This window comes from Alcanivorax nanhaiticus (genome assembly GCF_000756665.1).
Lineage (GTDB): Bacteria > Pseudomonadota > Gammaproteobacteria > Pseudomonadales > Alcanivoracaceae > Alcanivorax > Alcanivorax nanhaiticus.
The window spans coordinates 33,415-51,449 of record NZ_ARXV01000002.1 but is presented as its reverse complement, the minus strand read 5'-3'; the positions used below and the strand labels follow the sequence as shown (position 1 = coordinate 51,449).

At 57.4% G+C, this 18,035-nt stretch carries 19 protein-coding genes and 1 tRNA gene; 17 read left to right on the top strand and 3 right to left on the bottom strand.

The window, feature by feature from the left end; translation table 11 throughout:
• Positions 1-76 precede the first annotated feature (76 nt).
• The 6 genes from dapA (at position 77) to Y5S_RS02345 (ending at position 4,047) form a co-directional block, all read left to right on the top strand.
• Positions 77-961, top strand: a complete 885-nt coding sequence (gene dapA, locus Y5S_RS02370; RefSeq protein ID WP_035230150.1) for a 4-hydroxy-tetrahydrodipicolinate synthase — start codon at positions 77-79, stop codon at positions 959-961.
• Positions 958-1,614, top strand: coding sequence for an outer membrane protein assembly factor BamC (locus Y5S_RS02365; RefSeq protein ID WP_156107547.1), 657 nt, complete (start codon positions 958-960; stop codon positions 1,612-1,614). The genes dapA and Y5S_RS02365 overlap by 4 nt, the downstream gene beginning before the upstream one ends.
• A 6-nt stretch (positions 1,615-1,620) precedes the next feature.
• Positions 1,621-2,394 carry an MBL fold metallo-hydrolase gene (locus Y5S_RS02360; RefSeq protein ID WP_035230149.1) on the top strand — a complete coding sequence of 258 codons (774 nt, stop codon included), beginning with the start codon at positions 1,621-1,623 and terminating at the stop codon, positions 2,392-2,394.
• A gap of 27 nt (positions 2,395-2,421) precedes the next feature.
• Entirely contained in the window at positions 2,422-3,138 is a 717-nt protein-coding gene (purC, locus tag Y5S_RS02355; RefSeq protein WP_035230147.1) for a phosphoribosylaminoimidazolesuccinocarboxamide synthase, read from the top strand.
• A gap of 55 nt (positions 3,139-3,193) precedes the next feature.
• A complete protein-coding gene (locus Y5S_RS02350; RefSeq protein WP_035230145.1) occupies positions 3,194-3,427 on the top strand; it encodes a DUF6726 family protein in 234 nt (77 codons plus the stop codon).
• A gap of 113 nt (positions 3,428-3,540) precedes the next feature.
• Positions 3,541-4,047 (top strand): hypothetical protein, encoded by a 507-nt coding sequence (locus Y5S_RS02345; protein WP_035230143.1) that lies wholly within the window; start codon positions 3,541-3,543, stop codon positions 4,045-4,047.
• A 420-nt stretch (positions 4,048-4,467) separates the two neighbouring features.
• Here the strand turns inward: Y5S_RS02345 and Y5S_RS02340 are convergent, their stop codons facing one another.
• Positions 4,468-5,013: a hypothetical protein gene (locus Y5S_RS02340; RefSeq protein WP_197055077.1), complete on the bottom strand. Its 546-nt coding sequence runs from the start codon at positions 5,011-5,013 to the stop codon at positions 4,468-4,470.
• A gap of 234 nt (positions 5,014-5,247) precedes the next feature.
• Here Y5S_RS02340 and Y5S_RS02335 point away from each other — a divergent pair, with 234 nt between their 5' ends.
• From Y5S_RS02335 to Y5S_RS02320, 4 genes are all read left to right on the top strand, one after another.
• Positions 5,248-5,946, top strand: coding sequence for a GntR family transcriptional regulator (locus Y5S_RS02335; protein WP_035230140.1), 699 nt, complete (start codon positions 5,248-5,250; stop codon positions 5,944-5,946).
• A gap of 85 nt (positions 5,947-6,031) precedes the next feature.
• Positions 6,032-6,108 (top strand) — tRNA-Val (locus Y5S_RS02330).
• A 90-nt stretch (positions 6,109-6,198) separates the two neighbouring features.
• Positions 6,199-6,678, top strand: a complete 480-nt coding sequence (locus tag Y5S_RS02325) for a DUF6942 family protein (protein ID WP_035230139.1) — start codon at positions 6,199-6,201, stop codon at positions 6,676-6,678.
• Complete coding sequence (locus Y5S_RS02320; RefSeq protein WP_035230137.1) at positions 6,678-7,520, top strand: DUF72 domain-containing protein; 843 nt, start codon at positions 6,678-6,680, stop codon at positions 7,518-7,520. Before Y5S_RS02325 ends, Y5S_RS02320 begins: the two co-directional genes overlap by 1 nt.
• A 151-nt stretch (positions 7,521-7,671) precedes the next feature.
• On the opposite strand, the gene mltF is transcribed toward Y5S_RS02320, so the two are convergent.
• Positions 7,672-9,075 (bottom strand): membrane-bound lytic murein transglycosylase MltF, encoded by a 1,404-nt coding sequence (mltF, locus tag Y5S_RS02315; RefSeq protein WP_035230135.1) that lies wholly within the window; start codon positions 9,073-9,075, stop codon positions 7,672-7,674.
• Between the two features lie 409 nt (positions 9,076-9,484).
• Here mltF and purL point away from each other — a divergent pair, with 409 nt between their 5' ends.
• From purL to Y5S_RS02295, 4 genes are all read left to right on the top strand, one after another.
• Positions 9,485-13,360 (top strand): phosphoribosylformylglycinamidine synthase, encoded by a 3,876-nt coding sequence (gene purL / locus Y5S_RS02310; RefSeq protein WP_035230133.1) that lies wholly within the window; start codon positions 9,485-9,487, stop codon positions 13,358-13,360.
• A gap of 189 nt (positions 13,361-13,549) precedes the next feature.
• On the top strand, positions 13,550-14,227 hold the full coding sequence (locus tag Y5S_RS02305; protein ID WP_035230130.1) for a PaaI family thioesterase: 678 nt from the start codon (positions 13,550-13,552) through the stop codon (positions 14,225-14,227).
• A 2-nt stretch (positions 14,228-14,229) separates the two neighbouring features.
• Positions 14,230-14,934, top strand: coding sequence for a PaaI family thioesterase (locus Y5S_RS02300; RefSeq protein ID WP_035230129.1), 705 nt, complete (start codon positions 14,230-14,232; stop codon positions 14,932-14,934).
• A gap of 13 nt (positions 14,935-14,947) precedes the next feature.
• Positions 14,948-15,277 (top strand): Nif3-like dinuclear metal center hexameric protein, encoded by a 330-nt coding sequence (locus tag Y5S_RS02295; protein WP_035230127.1) that lies wholly within the window; start codon positions 14,948-14,950, stop codon positions 15,275-15,277.
• A 358-nt stretch (positions 15,278-15,635) separates the two neighbouring features.
• Here Y5S_RS02295 and Y5S_RS02290 read toward each other — a convergent pair whose 3' ends face one another.
• Positions 15,636-16,193 carry an NUDIX hydrolase gene (locus Y5S_RS02290; RefSeq protein ID WP_035230126.1) on the bottom strand — a complete coding sequence of 186 codons (558 nt, stop codon included), beginning with the start codon at positions 16,191-16,193 and terminating at the stop codon, positions 15,636-15,638.
• Between the two features lie 310 nt (positions 16,194-16,503).
• Here Y5S_RS02290 and Y5S_RS02285 point away from each other — a divergent pair, with 310 nt between their 5' ends.
• From Y5S_RS02285 to Y5S_RS02275, 3 genes are read left to right on the top strand one after another with little or no spacing between them, the layout of a single operon-like run.
• Complete coding sequence (locus tag Y5S_RS02285; protein ID WP_035230124.1) at positions 16,504-17,178, top strand: helix-turn-helix transcriptional regulator; 675 nt, start codon at positions 16,504-16,506, stop codon at positions 17,176-17,178.
• Complete coding sequence (locus Y5S_RS02280) at positions 17,178-17,588, top strand: CsgE family curli-type amyloid fiber assembly protein (protein WP_035230123.1); 411 nt, start codon at positions 17,178-17,180, stop codon at positions 17,586-17,588. The genes Y5S_RS02285 and Y5S_RS02280 overlap by 1 nt, the downstream gene beginning before the upstream one ends.
• Positions 17,588-17,995, top strand: a complete 408-nt coding sequence (locus tag Y5S_RS02275; RefSeq protein ID WP_035230122.1) for a curli assembly protein CsgF — start codon at positions 17,588-17,590, stop codon at positions 17,993-17,995. The genes Y5S_RS02280 and Y5S_RS02275 overlap by 1 nt, the downstream gene beginning before the upstream one ends.
• Positions 17,996-18,035: the final 40 nt, after the last annotated feature.

Sequence of the window (18,035 nt, the reverse complement as noted above, 5' to 3'; positions counted from 1 at the left end):
TTACCATAGCGCCCTTCACCATTTAGGCAGGGTCCGGTGCCGAACGGTACCGGTTTGCGGCCAACAGGAGACAGGCATGATTCGCGGCAGCATTGTAGCGCTGGTAACCCCCATGCGTGGGGACGGTTCCGTAGACTGGGAGCATCTGCGCTCACTGGTGAACTGGCATGTGGATCAGGGTACTCACGCCATCGTGGCGGTGGGGACCACCGGTGAATCTGCGACCCTGGGTTTCGAGGAGCACGATAGTGTGGTTCGCGAAGTGGTCGCTATCGTCAACGGCCGTATCCCGGTCATTGCCGGTACCGGTGCCAACAACACCGAAGAAGCCATTCGCCTGACCCGTGACGCCAAGCGTGACGGCGCTGATGCGTGCTTGTTGGTGACACCTTATTACAACAAGCCGCCCCAGGAAGGTCTGTACCAGCACTACCTGGCGATTGCCCGCGCTGTCGACATTCCGCAGATCCTTTATAACGTACCGGGGCGGACGTCCTGCGACATGCTGCCGGAGACCGTGGAGCGCCTGAGCAAGGTGCCGAATATCATCGGCATCAAGGAGGCCACCGGCAATCTGGAGCGTGCCCGTGAAATCCGTGAGCGTTGCGGTGAGGACTTCATGCTGTATTCCGGCGATGATGCCACCGCCTGTGATTTCATTCTGGCCGGTGGCCATGGTGATATCTCGGTGACCGCCAACGTCGCCCCAGCCAAGATGGCGGCCATGTGTGAGGCGGCGCTGGCTGGTGATGCGGACAAGGCCCGAGAATTGAATACGGAACTCGAACCCCTCCATCGTGATCTGTTTATTGAAGCGAATCCGATTCCGGTGAAATGGGCATTGTATGAAATGGGCCTGATTGACGCGGGTATCCGGCTGCCGCTGGTGCCGTTGTCTGATGCGGCTCAGCCACGCCTGCGTGATACCCTGCGCCAGTGTGGCCTTCTGGAGGCTAAATGAAGCAAGCGTTAACGACCTCTTTGCGAGTCTTTTCGATCCCGAAGGGGCGTTTAGCGATCAGCCTGATGTTGCTGGCCGCGGTGAGTGGCTGTAGCTGGCTGCCGGACGCCAGTCTGGACTATCGCAATGCGAAAGTGACTGACCCCATTCAGGTACCTGAGGGCGGGGTATTTATTGGTGAGCAGGCGCTTTACGGTGTCTCTGATCTGGATGACCGGTTGATTGGCAAGCAAGAGGGTGAGAGCAAGTATGTCCCCCCCAAGCCGCCTCAGCTGGTTGTGCTGGGCAATGCGCCGGAAGATGACAACGACGAAACCCCTGCACCAGAGGGCGAATCAAGGGCTATTCTTGCTCGTGATGGCAATGGCTATCCGATTTTGATGATGTCCACACGCTACGCGTGGGCTTGGGAATACGTGGGCGAAGCCCTGAAGCAAACGGATCTGAAAGTGGCGGATCGTGACCGCGAGGTAGGCATCTTTTACCTCCGGGTGCCGTCACGCTATGAGTTGGGTGCGCGAGAAGCGCAACTCAAGCTGAGCCATACCACCAATGGTATTCAGGTCGCGGTGCTCAATGAGAAGGGCACGGCGCTGGTGGAGAAAACGCCGGGTCTGGCCATTCTTGAACGGATCTATGAAGAGCTGGAATAGATTTTGATGCGTCTGGCCTCTCTGGGTAGCGGCAGCAAGGGTAACGCTACCCTGGTACAGGCCGATGACACCCTGGTGTTAGTCGACTGCGGCTTTACGGTGAAGGAAACCCTGGCGCGGCTTGCCCAGCGAGGGCTGCCGCTGGATAGCCTCAGTGCCATTCTGGTCACCCATGAGCATGGTGATCATGTGCGCGGCGCCGGTGCGCTGGCCCGCAAGATCGGTTGCCCGGTTTACAGCACCTTTGGCACGGCATGCGCCGTGAGAGAGAAACCCGCCAGTTTCCGAAATGCGGAATGGCAGGAAGTACGGCCGGGGCGCAGCTTTCAGGTGGGGGCGCTGGATATTTTGCCGGTGCTGGTTCCCCACGATGCCCGCGAACCCTGTCAGTATCGCTTTTCCTGGCAGGGGCGCACGGTGGGAGTGCTCACCGATCTGGGTTCGGTGACTTCCCACGTGGTGGATGCCTATGCGGAATGTGATGCATTGGTGCTGGAGTGCAATCATGATCGCCGGATGCTGGAAGGCGGCCCCTATCCCGTGTCGTTGAAACGCCGGGTGGGTGGTATGTTAGGGCATCTGAGCAATGATCAGGCGGCGGCGCTGTTGCGGCAGACCAATGTGGACCGCCTGCAACATCTGGTTCTGTCTCACCTCAGTGAGCAGAACAATACGGTCATGTTGGCGCAGGATGCCATCGAGCAGGTTATGACCTGTGGCCGCGAACGAATTGGCGTGGCCAGTCAGACCGAAGGGTTCGACTGGTTGCAGATACATTAGAAACTGACCCCGGTGATAGGTCTTTCCATGGAAAAACGCGACGAGTTGTACGCTGGCAAAGCCAAGTCTGTGTACACCACTGATGATGCAGACAAGCTGGTAATGGTGTTCCGCGATGATACTTCTGCCTTTGATGGCAAGAAGAAGGAAGCGCTGGCTCGCAAAGGTGCAGTGAACAACCAGTTCAATGCCGCCATTATGGAAAAACTGAAGGCTGCGGGTATTCCCTGTCATTTTGACAAGATGCTGTCACCTACCGAATCGCTGGTGAAGAAGCTGGATATGATTCCGGTGGAATGTGTGGTGCGTAATATCTCCGCCGGTTCCATCTGTCGCCGCCTTGGCGTGGAGGAAGGTCTGGACCTGACTCCCCCCACATTTGAATTCTTCCTGAAGAATGATGACCTGGGCGACCCCATGGTCAACGACTATCACATCCGCAGCTTTGGCTGGGCAACCGATGAGCAGGTTGCCGAAATGAAGGCGCTGACCTTCAAGGTCAATGACGTACTCAAGCAGCTGTTCCTGGATGGCGGCATGCTGCTGGTGGATTACAAACTGGAATTTGGCGTGTTTAATGGGGAAGTGCTGCTGGGTGATGAATTCAGCCCGGACGGCTGCCGCCTGTGGGACAAGGATACCCGTGAAAAGCTGGATAAGGACCGCTTCCGCCAAGGTTTGGGTGGCGTGGTTGAAGCCTACGAAGAAGTGGGCCGTCGTCTGGGGATGACCTTCCAGTACTGAGGTTAACGGCCGGCCCCCTCTGGGCCGGCAATCCAATAATAATAAGGAGATCATGATGAAAACTGTCATTCGTCTGACCGCTGTGGCGCTCTTGTCTGCTGTGCTAAGCGGCTGTTTTCTTACCAAAATTGCTACCACTCCCATGCGTATTGTGGGTGCTGCTGGTTCTGTGGTGGGGGCAGCCTTGTCCATTATTCCGGTGGCGGGCAATGCTGCAGATGAAGCACTCGAGAAAGTGGATGGTGCCATCGACACCACCGCAGACAGCATCGACAAGATCCCGCTGTAACCGGCCGGACACTCGGGCAGGCGCTGGAGCGCTTGTAATCCCCTGGGGGCTGTGAAGAATAAGGTTTGCGCCCCCTCGGACGCCCGACATAACAACAAGAACTGGAGTTCGCCATGCGTCGCTGGCTTGTGTCTCTTATTGCCTTATTGCCATTTTCCGCTCAGGCGGACGATGCCCTGATCGGCCTGGGTTACCTGAATGGCCTGGTTGGCATCAATCTGGAGTGGGCCACCACCCAGAACAGCTTTTTTGCCCTCCCTGCCTACTATGTGGATTCCTCTGGCCTGGATACGGATGAATTCCGCTGGGTGGTCGGCTGGCGCCATAAAATGGAGCGCGGCATGATGGATGAGAGTGGTTTCTATACTGGCCTGATGGCAGGTGACCTGGGTGGCGAGCGTCATTATGAGCGTCTGGGTGCCGGGTTTGAAATTGGCCACCAATGGGTGAAGCCTTACTCTCGCTGGACGGTCAGTGCTGCTGTTGGGGCACTGGAAGCGCTGGAGTGCGCCGATTACAAGGCCGAGTTCCGTTGTGATTCGGAAGAAGAACGTGACCAGAATGACCTGGATATAGAGCCTGTTGTCGTGCTGGGGGTTAGCTACAGTTTCCGCCGCTAGTTAAAAACGCTTTACCTTGAAGGAGTTGCGCCTCGCGACTCCTTGATTCCCTGTGTGATGCCCGCCTTTTTCCGTTTTTTTTCTACCCGAAAAACCGGAATAACCACCCTGTTTCGTAAAATTGTCTGCTTCTTAAGGGGCGATGCCCTTATTTTGCGCATGAGTTTTGCACAGTCTGGAACCCCTTTTTAACTCCCTTGTGAAGGTTCGCCGCTAACTCATTGATTTGCAGTGCTGGATTCTTAACTTATTGATATTTAATGTGTTTAATCTTATGGCCATTTTTTCATCACTTTAATGCCATAACAGGTAGAGTCTGAGCTGAGGGCGGTTCCTGACAGTCTATGCACAGAGTTATCCACAGATACTGTGAGTAACTTTTTATACTTCAGCGTGAGCGGTTCATCCGTGCTGGAGGCGCTATCGACGCAGCATGGGAAGGGGTTTCCAGGGTTGGCTGAGCAGCTGCTGGCCACTGAGTTTCAGCAGCAGGGTGTGGAAGCCCGCGTTGGGGAATGTGGCTCGGATACGCCGGATCCGGGCGGCAGGAAGACCAAATCGCAACAGGCCCAGGCTCACGTCAATCCAGTCCGCCCGACGGAACATCTCTGCCAGTGACTGGCGGTCGGCACTGAATCGTGTGACCTTGTGGTGATTCTGGATCATGGCACCAATTTCAGGCCCCCAAGCCTCCAGGCCCTGTTCTTCCAGATAGTGGGCTGCCAGCCGGGCAGAGGGTTCCAGGTAATCAAAGGTGCCCGCCAACCAGATGCCGGCATCATGGAAAAAGCCGGCAATCGCCACCTTCTCCAGTTCCTCTTCACTCAACGCCTTTTGTATGGCAACCAGATTGATCACGCGATAGATATGGTTGCGATAGGGCGTCTGCTCTTTGCCGAACCGTTCAGAGTAGGCATCAAACAGGGCTTCAAGGCGCGGATGGCGCTGAATCAGATCCTGGGTCATCGGTAATCCATACGAAGTCGGCCTTTCATACTGGCCTGAGGTGTATGGGAAATCCAGCATTGGCTCAGGGATATTCTACCGGGTTGGCACTTTCGGTGTGTTCTGCCTCCCGTGCCAGGCCTGCGCAACGGGTAAGAGTTTGTGATGTCTTGTCTACGGGGCTTGGTGCCACAAATTAGCTGTACTATAGTCGGACAATAATTTTGAAATTGTTCAACAAGCACCGGGGGTCAGGTGAGCTTCAAGGCAAAGGAAAGTCTTTCAGAGCAGATCGCCCAGCATCTAGCAGAGCAGATCATTCGTGGTGACATGCTGGCTGGTGATCGAATCCAGGAGTTGCGGGTTGCCGGTGAGCTGGAAGTCAGCAGGGGCTCGGTGCGCGAGGCCTTGCTGATCCTGCAGAGGCGGCAGCTGATCGATATCCTCCCGCGGCGTGGCGCGGTGGTGAAGGAAATGTCCGAGTCCCATGTGCGCAGCCTCTATGAGGTGATGCAGATCTTGCTGGGACTGGTTATTCGCAAGGCCATCAAGGTAGTGCGTGAAGAAGATCTGGATGCCTTTATCGAGCTTGTGCATGGCCTGCAGCTGGCAGCAGAGGATCGTAATCTGGATGACTTCTTCACACTCAGTTTCCGCTTCCTGGAGCACGCCTACCCCTACGCCAGAAACCCGTTCGTGGAAGATATCCTCATCAACATGCAGCCGGCCATGCAGCGAGCGTACTTTATGGCTCTGCATCTGGAGGCTGATGAGGTGAAGGAGTGCCTGTCGTTTTTCAAAGCCTTGGTGGAAACCATCTTTCGCCGAGACGTCCGTTCCGCGCTGGAAATCATCCGTGAGTTTGCCGAACATCAGTCCGATTTGGTGGAGGAGTCCATTACCCGTGCCCGCCAAATCGAAACCGCTTGGGGGGCGAGACGGAAAAAGTCCTAAAGCCCCAGGCAGGGGGGTTGCCCTGACCCGGCAAGCTGCATAGAATTGCCACCCTCTTCAGAGCGTTACGATGCCTGAGAGATATACAACCGTAGCTCAGTTGGTTAGAGCACCACCTTGACATGGTGGGGGTCGGTGGTTCGAATCCACTCGGTTGTACCAAATTGCAAAAGGCCCTGTCGCACTGCGACAGGGCCTTTTTGTTTGTGGTCTCCCTGCTAGAATCCGGGTTTTGCCGACATCCATTTCGTGATGACCTCTATCGATTTTCTGGGTAGTCCTTGTGCTCGTCTTGTCTTGTATCTTCCCCACCGGCCGGAGGGGCTGGATAGCTTTGTGCATGCTCCCTCTGCTGGTGAGATCGTGGCTGCCAACAGCAATCATTGGCGCAAGATCATTAATCTGCTGGCAAAGGTGGCAAGCCCACAGGAAGACGATTGGCGCAGGTTTCGTGATAGCGACCTGTTCGAGCATACGGCGCTATGTTTTGAGCCGGCATTGAAAGAAGAGGGCTGTTGGCACTGGATTGCCGGGCAGGCCAACCTGCAACGCTTTGTGTCGCTGGATCATCATGCCGCGGTGCTGCCTGAGGATGCCGAGATTGCCGTGGACGGGGCTCGTCGGTTGTTATTGTCGCCTTACCCGGATTATCGCCAATTGAGCAATCAACGCGTGGCACGCATCCGTGAGGCGCTGGCACAGGCTGGCTTCTATGGCGGGGTGGCCTTCTGATGAGTCCGTATCGATTGGGTTGCCCCCAGTGGCAGCATGCGGGCTGGCATGGGCGTCTGCCTGCTGGGGGTGGTCCGCTGGTGCGTTATAGCCGGGTGTTTGACTGTGTGGAGGGAAATACCACCTTTTACGCCACGCCGACGCAGTCACAGTGCGAGCAGTGGCGGACACAGGTGGGAGATGATTTCCGCTTCCAGTTCAAGTTCCCTCGGGCGGTGACCCATGATCGCCTGCTTGCAGGCACCAGTGAGTTGGTGGACGAGTTTCTCGACATCATGGCGCCGTTGCGTGATGTGATGGGGCCCTTTCTTCTGCAGCTGCCAGCAGCCTTCGGGCCGGATCATCTGGATGCCTTATGGGCTTTCCTGGATAGGCTGCCTGAGTCTTTGCCGTGCGCTGTTGAAGTACGTCATCTGGCCTTCTTTGCCAAGGGCGAGGGGGAGCATTTGCTGAATCAGGGGCTGCGCGAACGTAATACGACCCGGGTCTGTTTCGACAGTCGGGCGCTGTTCAGTCAAGTGGCCTCGGATGCGGTAACCGCCGATGCCCAGCGCAAGAAGCCGCAGGTGCCGGTGCATGTGTTGCCGATGGAGGCGGATCCAGTGATCCGGTTTATCGGCCATCCGCAGCTGGAGGTGAATCGGATATTTTTGCGGCCCTGGGTGAAGCGGGTGTCGGAATGGGCTGCGGCCGGCCTCAGGCCGTACATGTACATTCACATGCCGGATAACGGCCATGCGCTGGCGTTGGCGGAGTTATGGCACGGGATGTTGCAGGAAGTGATGTCGGATCTTGATTCTTTGCCGCTGGAAAGAGAGGTGAACCAGCCGGGGTTGTTCTGATGGCCCGGTGGCGAGTGACGAGGAGCGAGTTTCGAAAGTCAAAGCCCGGGGGAAGTGATGACGTTACCGGGATGGCAATGCGGTGAGAACGCGGATGGAGCGAGAAGCGAATCCCGGAACGGTTTTCGCTTCTCGCAACTCGTCACTGATTTTAGTTCAGCGCGATACGGGTCTCGTCACGGCGGCGGCTGTTCTCCGCCCAGACCAGCAGATCGTAGTAGCGGCGAATGTGGCGCACATACACAACTGCCTGGCCGCCACGGGCATTGCCGTATTTGAGCTGGCTGGCGTAGGCCGGCTTGGCCAGCATCGGCAGACGTTGCTTTACGTCCTGCCAGTTGTCAGGGTCACCACCCTGACGCTGGGTCAGGATGCGGGCATCTTCCAGGTGACCATAGCCCACGTTGTAGGAGGCCAGTGCCATCCAGGTGCGGCTGGGCTCTGGGATCCGATCCGGGATCTTGGCATGGACGCGGCGCAGGTAGGCGGCTCCGGCCATGATGCTCTGGGTCGGGTCGGTGCGGTCGCTAATGCCCATTTGGCGCGCGGTGTCGTTGGTCAGCATCATCAGGCCCTTCACCCCGGTGGGGGAGATGGCACCCGGATCCCACAGGGATTCCTGATAGGCGATGGCAGCCAGTAGACGCCAGTCGAATTCGCTTTCTTCACCGGCCTTGCGGAACAGCTCTTCGTAGCGGGGCAGGCGATCTTCCAGATGACGCATGAAGCTGCGAGCGGCATACAGGTTGAAGTGCTCAACGTGCCCGTAGAAGCGGTCTTCCAGCTTGGCGGTGGTGCCGTCGGCTTTCACCTGGGTCAGATAGCGCTGGGCGGCCAGATACAGGCTCTGGTCATCCTTGGGATTGAGTGCCCAGGCCAGCGGCATATCCGTAGCCACGGTGTAGTCGGCAATCAGATCGGGCCACAGGGCGCGCTGCAGGGAATAGACGTTGGAGTGGATCAGGGTGTAATCCACCTCGCCATCTTCCACCAGGGCCAGCAGCTGCTCGGGGGTAGCACCTTCCACTTCAATGAATTCCAGCTCAGGGTTTTCCAGCTGGGCCTTGATCAGCAGTTCTGCATGGCTGGAACCTGCGGGTACCGCCACGGTGTGATCAACCAGGCCATCGAGATCAGTGAGTCGGGGGCTGTCCAGACGGCGCACCACCAGAGAGTCCACCAGTTGATAGGCGGTGGTGAATTGCATGCCTTCGCTACGCTCGGGAGTGTTCACCAGGCCGGCGGCAGCGATATCAGCGGTGCCCTTGCGGACCACATAACGGATGTAGGAGAGATCGTCAGATTCCAGGATGCGCAGTTCTACACCGAGGCTGTCAGCAAAGCCCTTGGCCAGCTCGTATTCCATGCCGGTGTGGCCATGCTGGTCTTCATAATAGGTGGTATTGGATGGACGAGTAATCACCACCAGCTCGCCACGGGCCATGACCCGCTCCATGGCGGTAGGCGTGGGGCGCATAGCCAGCATCAGGCCAATCACGCTGAACAATGCCAGCGAGGCCAGGAGATGCTTACTGTGTCGGAAGAACACCGTCATCCTTGGGGCTACCTCTGTCAGGTTATCCAGACAGGCCGATACTGCCTTACGTCGACCGGGTTGCTACTTCATATTCTAATACGTTCTCGTCCTATATGTGATCTATATCACGAAAGACGGCGTGCACTCTATCATTGGCAACCCCCTGATCTGTAACCATTTGTCGGACAATTGCTCCTTTTTTGCACAAATTTAAAAAGTCACGAATAGAGCATGATTTTGCTTATCAGACGTCCGGCGTAGGAAATCGCCCTTTTTCTGAGGTGCGTCGTATGACGGCCATGTGACCGCCTTAAAACGGTTAAATATCCCCCGCAGAAGGCTGCGATGGCCGGTCAAATCCCGTATCATTGCGGCCCTGATATTGGGCACCCCCCATCCCCCACTGGTTAATCATATAAGGCGCACTATGCTGATCCTCTCCGGAAGTCCGGCCCTGTCCGCATTTCGTAAGGAAAAACTGCTGGCATCCCTGCCCGGGATTTCCGCCATTTCAGCCCGTTATGTTCACTTTGTGGCACTGCACGAAGACCTGACTGCGGATCAGCAGCGGGTGCTGGAAGGCCTGCTGCAATATGGCCCGTCGCTGGAAGAGGATGAGGTTGAGGGTGAGCGCTTTGTAGTGGTGCCCCGTCCGGGCACCATTTCGCCGTGGTCTTCCAAGGCCACCGATATTTGTCACAACGCTGGCCTGACCCAGGTGGAGCGGGTAGAGCGGGGCATTGAGTACCGGGTTGTGGGCGAAGCCTCCCGGGCCGAGCTGGCAGCGGAGCTGCATGACCGCATGGTGGAGGTGGTGCTGGCGGAGTTGAATGAGGCCGAGGCCTTGTTTGTTCACCACTCACCTCGAGAGTTGTCCACGGTGGATATCATTGGTGGTGGCCGTGACGCGCTGGTGGCAGCCAACGGTGAGCTGGGCCTGGCTCTGGCGGAAGACGAAATCGATTACCTGGTAGAGCAGTTCACTGCACTGGGCCGTAACCCGGCAGATGCAGAACTGATGATGTTCGCCCAGGCCAACTCCGAGCACTGTCGCCACAAGATCTTCAATGCGGATTGGACCATTGATGGCGAAGAGCAGGACCTGAGTCTGTTCGGCATGATCCGCAATACCTACAAGCACGCCCCCGAGGGGGTGTTGAGTGCCTACAAGGACAACGCCTCTGTTGTCGCCGGCCCGGTTGCCGACCGTTTCTTCCCGGCACCGGGTTCCGCTCGTTATGAATTCGTTAACGAGCCTGTGCATCTGTTGATGAAGGTGGAAACCCATAACCACCCCACCGCCATTGCGCCGCACCCGGGTGCCGCCACCGGCTCCGGTGGTGAGATCCGTGATGAGGGTGCCACCGGCCGTGGTTCCAAGCCGAAGGCGGGCATGACCGGCTTCTCGGTGTCCGATCTGAATATTCCCGGTTTCCAGCAGCCCTGGGAAAAGGGCTACGGCAAGCCGGGGCGGATCGCCTCCGCGCTGGATATCATGATTGATGGCCCTTTGGGTGGCGCTGCCTTTAATAACGAATTCGGTCGTCCCAACCTGTGTGGTTATTTCCGTACCCTGGAAATCGAAGCGCCAGGTGTGAACGGCGACGAGGTGCGTGGTTACCACAAGCCGATCATGATTGCCGGCGGCATGGGCAATATCCGTGACGGCCACGTGGAAAAGGACCCGATCAAGGAAGGCGCCAAGATTATCGTACTCGGCGGCCCGGCCATGCTGATCGGCCTCGGCGGTGGCGCGGCCAGCTCCATGGCCTCCGGCCAGTCCGACGAAGCGCTGGATTTTGCCTCGGTGCAGCGCGACAACCCGGAAATCGAGCGTCGGGTGCAGGAAGTCATCGACCGCTGCTGGGCCATGGGTGACAACAACCCCATCGTTTCCATCCACGATGTGGGCGCGGGCGGTCTGTCCAATGCGTTGCCGGAACTGGTCCACGACCACGACATGGGCGCGAAACTGGAACTGCGCAAGATTCCCAGCTCCGAGCCCGGCATGAGCCCGGTGGAAATCTGGTGTAACGAAGCCCAGGAACGTTATGTACTGGCAGTGATGCCGCAGGACATTGATACCTTCGATGCCATCTGCAAGCGCGAGCGCACCCCCTATGCGGTGCTGGGGGAAGCCACCAACGAAGAACATCTGACCGTCAGCGATGAGCACTTCGGCAAGCCGCCGGTGGATCTGCCCATGGACCTGCTGTTCGGCAAGCCGCCGAAAATGCAGCGCAGCTTCGATCGTGAAGACTTCCAGCGTCAGGCTTTCACCACCGACGGCATTGATTTGAAAGAAGCGGGTGAGCGCGTACTTCGCCTGCCGACGGTAGCCTCCAAGAGCTTCCTGATCACCATCGGCGACCGCTCCATTACCGGCCTGGTGCATCGTGACCAGATGGTAGGCCCCTGGCAGGTGCCGGTGGCGGACTGTGCGGTAACCGCCACGGGCTTTAACCAGCGTACCGGTGAAGCCATGGCCATGGGCGAGCGTACCCCGATCGCCATGGTGGATGCGCCAGCCTCAGGTCGTATGGCAGTGGCGGAATCCATTACCAATATTGCCGGTGCTCATATCGGCGATCTGGGCCAGATTCGTTTGTCTGCCAACTGGATGGCCGCTGCCGGTCACCCGGGGGAAGACCAGGCCCTGTTCGATACCGTAAAGACCGTGGGCATGGAACTGTGTCCGCAACTGGGTATCGCTATCCCGGTGGGCAAGGACTCCCTGTCCATGCGCACCGTGTGGAATGAGAAGGGTATCGACAAGAGCGTGACCGCGCCGCTGTCGCTGATCATCTCCGCCTTCTCCACCGTCACTGACATCGATCTGACGGTGACTCCTGAGCTGAAGACCGACGTGGCCAGCGAACTGCTGCTGCTGGATCTGGGCCGTGGCCAGAATCGTCTGGCCGGCTCCGCGCTGGCACAGGTGTATGGCAAGGTGGGTGACGTAGCGCCGGACCTGGATGATGCCAAGGATCTGATCGCCTTCTTCGAAGTGACCCAGCAACTGCTGGCCGAGCGCAAGCTGTTGGCCTACCACGACCGTTCTGACGGCGGCCTGTTCGCCACGCTGACCGAAATGGCGTTCGCCGGTCGTACCGGTCTGGATATCAGTCTGGATCATATTGCCGGTGATACCCCGGAAGCCGTAGCAGCGCTGTTCGCTGAAGAACTGGGCGCGGTGATTCAGGTGGCTGACGCCCACGTGGCGGAAGTGCTCAAGCGATATGACGAGGCTGGTCTCAAGCAGTGCGTCACCCGCCTGGGTCGCACCGATGCGGACGACGTGATTCGCGTGCGCCTGGGTGGCGGCATCCTGCTGGAAACCCCGCGCCGTGATCTGCAGCGTATCTGGGCCGAAACCAGCTATCGCATTCAGGCCCTGCGTGACAACCCGGATTGTGCCCGTCAGGAATTCGATGCCATTCCGGTCAGCAATGCCCCCGGCCTGAATGTGCGCCTGACTTTCGACATGACGGAAAACCCGGCGGCGCCGATGATCAACACCGGTGTGCGTCCGCAAATGGCGATCCTGCGCGAGCAGGGCGTCAACGGTCAGACTGAAATGGCGGCGGCGTTTGATCGTGTCGGCTTCGACGCCATCGACGTACACATGAGCGACCTGCTGGAAGGCCGTGTAAACCTGGAAGACTTCAAGGGGCTGGTGGCCTGTGGCGGTTTCTCCTACGGTGACGTGCTCGGTGCCGGCGGTGGCTGGGCGAAGACCGTGCTGTACAACGATGCCCTGCGCGATGCCTTCAACCGGTTCTTCTTCCGCGAAGATACCTTCGCGCTGGGTGTGTGTAACGGCTGTCAGATGCTCTCGCACTTGAAAGACCTGATCCCCGGTGCCGAGCACTGGCCGCGCTTCGTACGCAATCTGTCCGAGCAGTTCGAGGCACGCACCGCGCTGGTAGAAATCCAGAGCTCGCCGTCAATTCTCCTGCAGGACATGGCCGGCACCCGCATCCCCATCGCGGTAGCCCACGGTGAAGGCCGTGTGGAAATCTCCGACGAGGCTTTGGGCCGCAACATCGAGCAGCGGCTGGTGGCTCTGCGCTATGTGGACGGCCTGGGTAACGCTACCGAGCAATACCCGGCCAACCCCAACGGTTCTGCCCAGGGGGTGACCGGCTTCACCACCACCGACGGCCGCGTGACCATCATGATGCCGCACCCGGAGCGAGTGTTCCGCGTGCTGCAGAACAGCTGGATCCCGGATGACTGGCGCGAACACGAAAACGGCCCGTGGCTGCGCATGTTTGCCAATGCTCGCAAGTGGGTGGGGTAAAAAGCAGTTAACAGTGAACAGTTAATAGTTAACAGCTGAACAAAAAGGCGGAAATGGCTTGGCTATTTCCGCCTTTTTTGTGGCACTTATTGATCTTGTCGGGAGCGGCACGGGTGTTCAGAATCAAACGATTGTTTGAATGTGTTTTCGCTGTTCACTATTAACTGTTAACTATTCACTGGTGTTCCTGTGTCCGAAAAAACCACGGAAAAAACCTACGGTCCTTTTGAGCTCCGCAGTGCTTATCACTCCGAACCTGTGCCGGATGATTTTGTCCAGCGCCGCCGCATCAGTGCCGCGATTCGTACCTTGTCCGAGCGCCTGATCCGGGTGGAGGCTGATGAAGCTACCCTGACGGGCTGGGCGGATCAGCTGGAGGCGTTGGTGGACGCCGTTGGCCAGCCGGAGCGGCGTGACAGTCGTGAGGCGAATCGCAAGCTGTTTACCGGGGCTGCGACTATTGGCGATCTTTACCACATGATGGACTACGATCCGGTGGGCGGTGGGGCCAACCCGATCGCGCCGCAGATCGACTGGACCCGTGAGGATCAGGACGGGGTTGAGGGTGCGCTGTGGCTGGGACAACAGTATCAAGGACCTCCGGGCCGGGTTCATGGCGGCGTGGTGTCCTGGATTCTGGACGCGGTGCTATCTCGGGCCATGCATGCCTCATTTCGGCTGGGGGTCACCGGGACCTTGAATATTCGCTATATGGCCGGTTCCCCTATTGAAGAAGCCCTGACTTGCCGCGCGCATATCGTCCGCCAGGAGGGCCGCAAGATTTTTATTGAGGGCGGTATCTGGCATGGCGAGACTCAGACGGTGCACGCTGAAGGCGTGTGGCTGACCCCCAAGAGCTTGGGTTGATCATGACTGATACCTTCTATCATTTTCGGGATATCCGCGTGGCGGAAACGCCCGCACCGAGTCCGCGGGCGGAACTGCATCGTGAACTTGGGCGCACGCTGGCTGAACTGAATGAGCAGGTGCTGCGACTGGATGCGTCTGACGATCAGCTCAGAGACTATATTCAACAGGCTCGGGAGCTGAAAGCTGCCATGGCCGAGCAGGGCCAGCGTGACTACGGCACTACACTTCGGCGTTTGTTGGATGGTGAGGGAACGGGGGATGACGTTACGGATCTGGTGGATTTCGAGATTCTGACCGGCAAGGCTTCGCCGCTGTCACCGCCTCTTGAGTTGTGGCTTGAAGGGGACAAGGTGAAAGGTCGTGGGATCTTTGGTCTGGCTTTTCAGGGCCCGCCGGGGCGACTTCATGGCGGTGTGATCGGCCTTGCGCTGGATATCCTGCTGGCAAAGACGCAGGATTTTGTTGAGCAGATCGGCGTCACAGGTACCCTGAAAATTCGTTATCTGGCAGGGACCCCGCTACACAAACCGGTGGAATTCGAGGCCCGGCTGATTCGTATGGAAGGCCGCAAGCTGATTTGCGAAGGCTCAGTCTGGGTCGAAGGCCAACAGACTGTAGCTGCGGAGGGGATCTGGATTTCTCCTCGGGGAGATTACCGCTTGAAGCCAGAGTATGCCGAGCTGGAAGCCGCGATCCGCGCCTGAATAGGGAATTGCCATGCCTGATCTTATCTACAAACTCTGCTTTTATGTGCCCGATACCCATCTGGAGCAGGTAAAGACCGCGGTCTTTGCTGCGGGGGCCGGCCACATTGGCAACTATGATTGTTGTGCATTTCAAGTGCGGGGAGAGGGGCAGTTCCGGCCGCTGGATGGTAGTCAGCCTTTTCTTGGCCAGCAGGGGGAGGTGGAAGTGGTGTCAGAGTACCGGGTCGAAACCATCGTCACCGAGGCCAGCCTTCAGGCGGCTATCAGCGCCCTCCGTCTGGCGCATCCCTATGAAGAACCCGCTATTGATCTGTTCCGGCTGGAGCCGCTGCCTGCATAACTGCGGTCATATGAGGTGCGCTAAGAAGCCGCTGTAGGAACGCAGCGCAGTGGAGTAACGCACGGAGTGCGGCCCCGAAGGGGTGAGCGAAGCGAATAACGAGCTTGCTCGCGATCCGAGTCTTGGCGAGGTAAGGATTCCAGAAGCGAGTTTCGAGTACCAAGTTTCGAAAATCAAAAGACACCAACCAGGCACGAGGTTTGAGGTTTTTCCTTTCGAAACTCGCTTCTCGCGGCTCTAAACTGTTTACCTCACTGAGGCTCGGATCGCGGCCGAACGGCCGCTCCTACAGCGGGGTATAGAGAGTGTTTTACCGATGCAAAAGGCATTAGGTATCCAGCGGCCGCAGCGCGGCTAATCAATCCTCGCTGGGGCGTCGCTGTAAAGGTGCGATGTCCTGGCAGCGCACCGGGAAGTTGCCGCTTTTCAGATCTTCAATGTAGAAACGCAGGGTGCGGCCGATGGTGGGAAAGGCCAGCTCGTCCCAAGGGATTTCGTCCAGGCTGAACAGGCCGGCATCGCTGCTTTCTTCACCGACACCGTATTTGCCATCCTCGATGCGGCCAAGAAAAAAAACATACACCTGATTGATATGCGGAAGGTTAAATACAGTGTAGAGGTCGTCAATCGCTACGGTGGCGCAAGCCTCTTCCCAGGTCTCACGTGCTGCCCCTTCCTGCAGTGTCTCTCCGTTCTCCATAAAGCCGGCGGGAAGGGTCCAGTAGCCTTTGCGCGGTTCAATATCGCGTTTGCAAAGCAGTACCTTGCCCTCCCAGATCGGCACGGCGCCGACGACTATTTTAGGGTTTTGATAATGGATTGTCTGACAATGTTTGCACCAATATCGTGGCCGGTTATCGCCTTCCGGGATGCTGAATTGAAGGTCTGAATGGCCACAATGGCTGCAAAAACGCATGAAAACTCGCTTAATTGGCTAGGCGCTGGAAACCAGAGTCTACAGCACTTTGCGGCGATACCCTATCCGGGGTATAGGCAGGCTTGGCGATAGTGTGTATAAAAAATGCGCGGCTATTTTGTGAATTGGGTCACCATTTTTCAATTTTTAAAAATAGCCGGAAGAATTAGTGTCACCCCGTTGGGGGAGCCCTAGACTAACCATCCGGGCTGACACAATCATCAGTCGCCTGTTCTGAATGGGGCAGGTTTGGAAGGGAATGTTATTCCTCACCGCACATCATTGCGAGAGGGGGAAAGGGGAATCGGAAATGGATGCTTCGATGGCGCAGGGAACGCGTGACGACAGTAAAACCTACCTTGTTGTTTCACACTGCAATAATCTCGCTATTCGTTTATTGGCGCGGTCTATTGAGAATCAGCGGGGCGTGGCCTGTACGGCAATTACCAGAGACGATCTGTTCTGCGACCAGATCCAGGATGATCTGGTGTTGATCAATGTGCTCGATTTTTCCTCTGCCGAAATTGAGCGTTTGCTGGGCCGCATCCAGGAAAAGATGCCCATGTGCCGGGTGATCCTGGTGAATGCGGATCGCGGTGACAATATCTTTTTCCTGTTGAACTGGCCTGTCGTAAAAGGGGTTATCTATCAGCAGGACAACGACACCCTGATCTCCAAGGCCATTGATGTGGTCTGCAAGGGGCGTAGCTGGTTCCCCCGTAATTACATGGATTATCTGGTACGGCATCGCAAGACTCCCACGCGTTGTGGCCATGTCTTCGAGAGCCTCACCAGCCGTGAGCGGCAAATGCTGGATCATGTTGTGCGAGGCATGAGCAACAATGAAATTGCCGATGCCCTGTGCCTGAGCACCCATACCGTAAAAGCCCATTTGCAGAGCCTTTATCGCAAGGTTGGTGTGAAAAACCGCGTGGGTGTGATGCGTTGGGTGCACGAAAACCATCTGGAAGAAGAAAGCCGTTAATGGACCGGCGGCGACACATCCTGCGGTGGGCTGTGTTGCTTGCGTCTCTCTGGGGCGGCAACCTGGTTCTGGCGTCAGATCAGGAACAGGAGCTGGGTGTGGTGGTGGATCAAACGGTCACCCCGATTGGCAAGCGTTTCTACCAGCAATTTGCTTACCAGCGTCACTATCTTTATCCGGATACCCCGTTCAGCGTCAGCATTTACGAGCAGCCGTCAGCAAGAAGCGGCAGCATTATCACCATTAAGGGTGCGGATACCCAGATAACCCGATTTGTTCTTTCCTTTGCCTCGAACTGGGAGGATGCCCGTGTTCAGGGGTTGGTGCAGTCAGTTGAGAATCAGGTCAGGCGCCTCAAACTGCTCAATGCACTTGTTGATAATCCGGACCTGGCCAAGGATGGCTATTAATGAAAATGATCTTGAAAGTGGCAGCAGGTTTGCTGCTGGCGACGGGAGTGGCGGCCAGTGAGCTGGTCTATCAGCCGGTCAATCCCAACTTCGGCGGTAACCCGTTGAATGGTTCCCACCTGCTGGGTAATGCCCAGGCCCAGAATGATTACAAGGATCCGGAAGCGTCCAGCTCCGGATATGAAAGACCCTCAGACCTGGAGCGGCTGACCTCGTCGTTGCAGTCCCGCCTGCTTAGCCAGCTGCTGGCCGATGTGGGGGCCGGCAATGAGGGCAGCATTGTCACGGAAGACTTTGCGATCAATATCGTGGATGACCAGGGCGTACTTTCCATCTTGATTGAAGACATCAACACCGGGGAAGTCACCCAGATCGAAGTGGATGGGTTGGTACCGGACACTTTCTGAGCTTACGGAAACCGCGCCCCCCAGCCATCAATTTATTCAA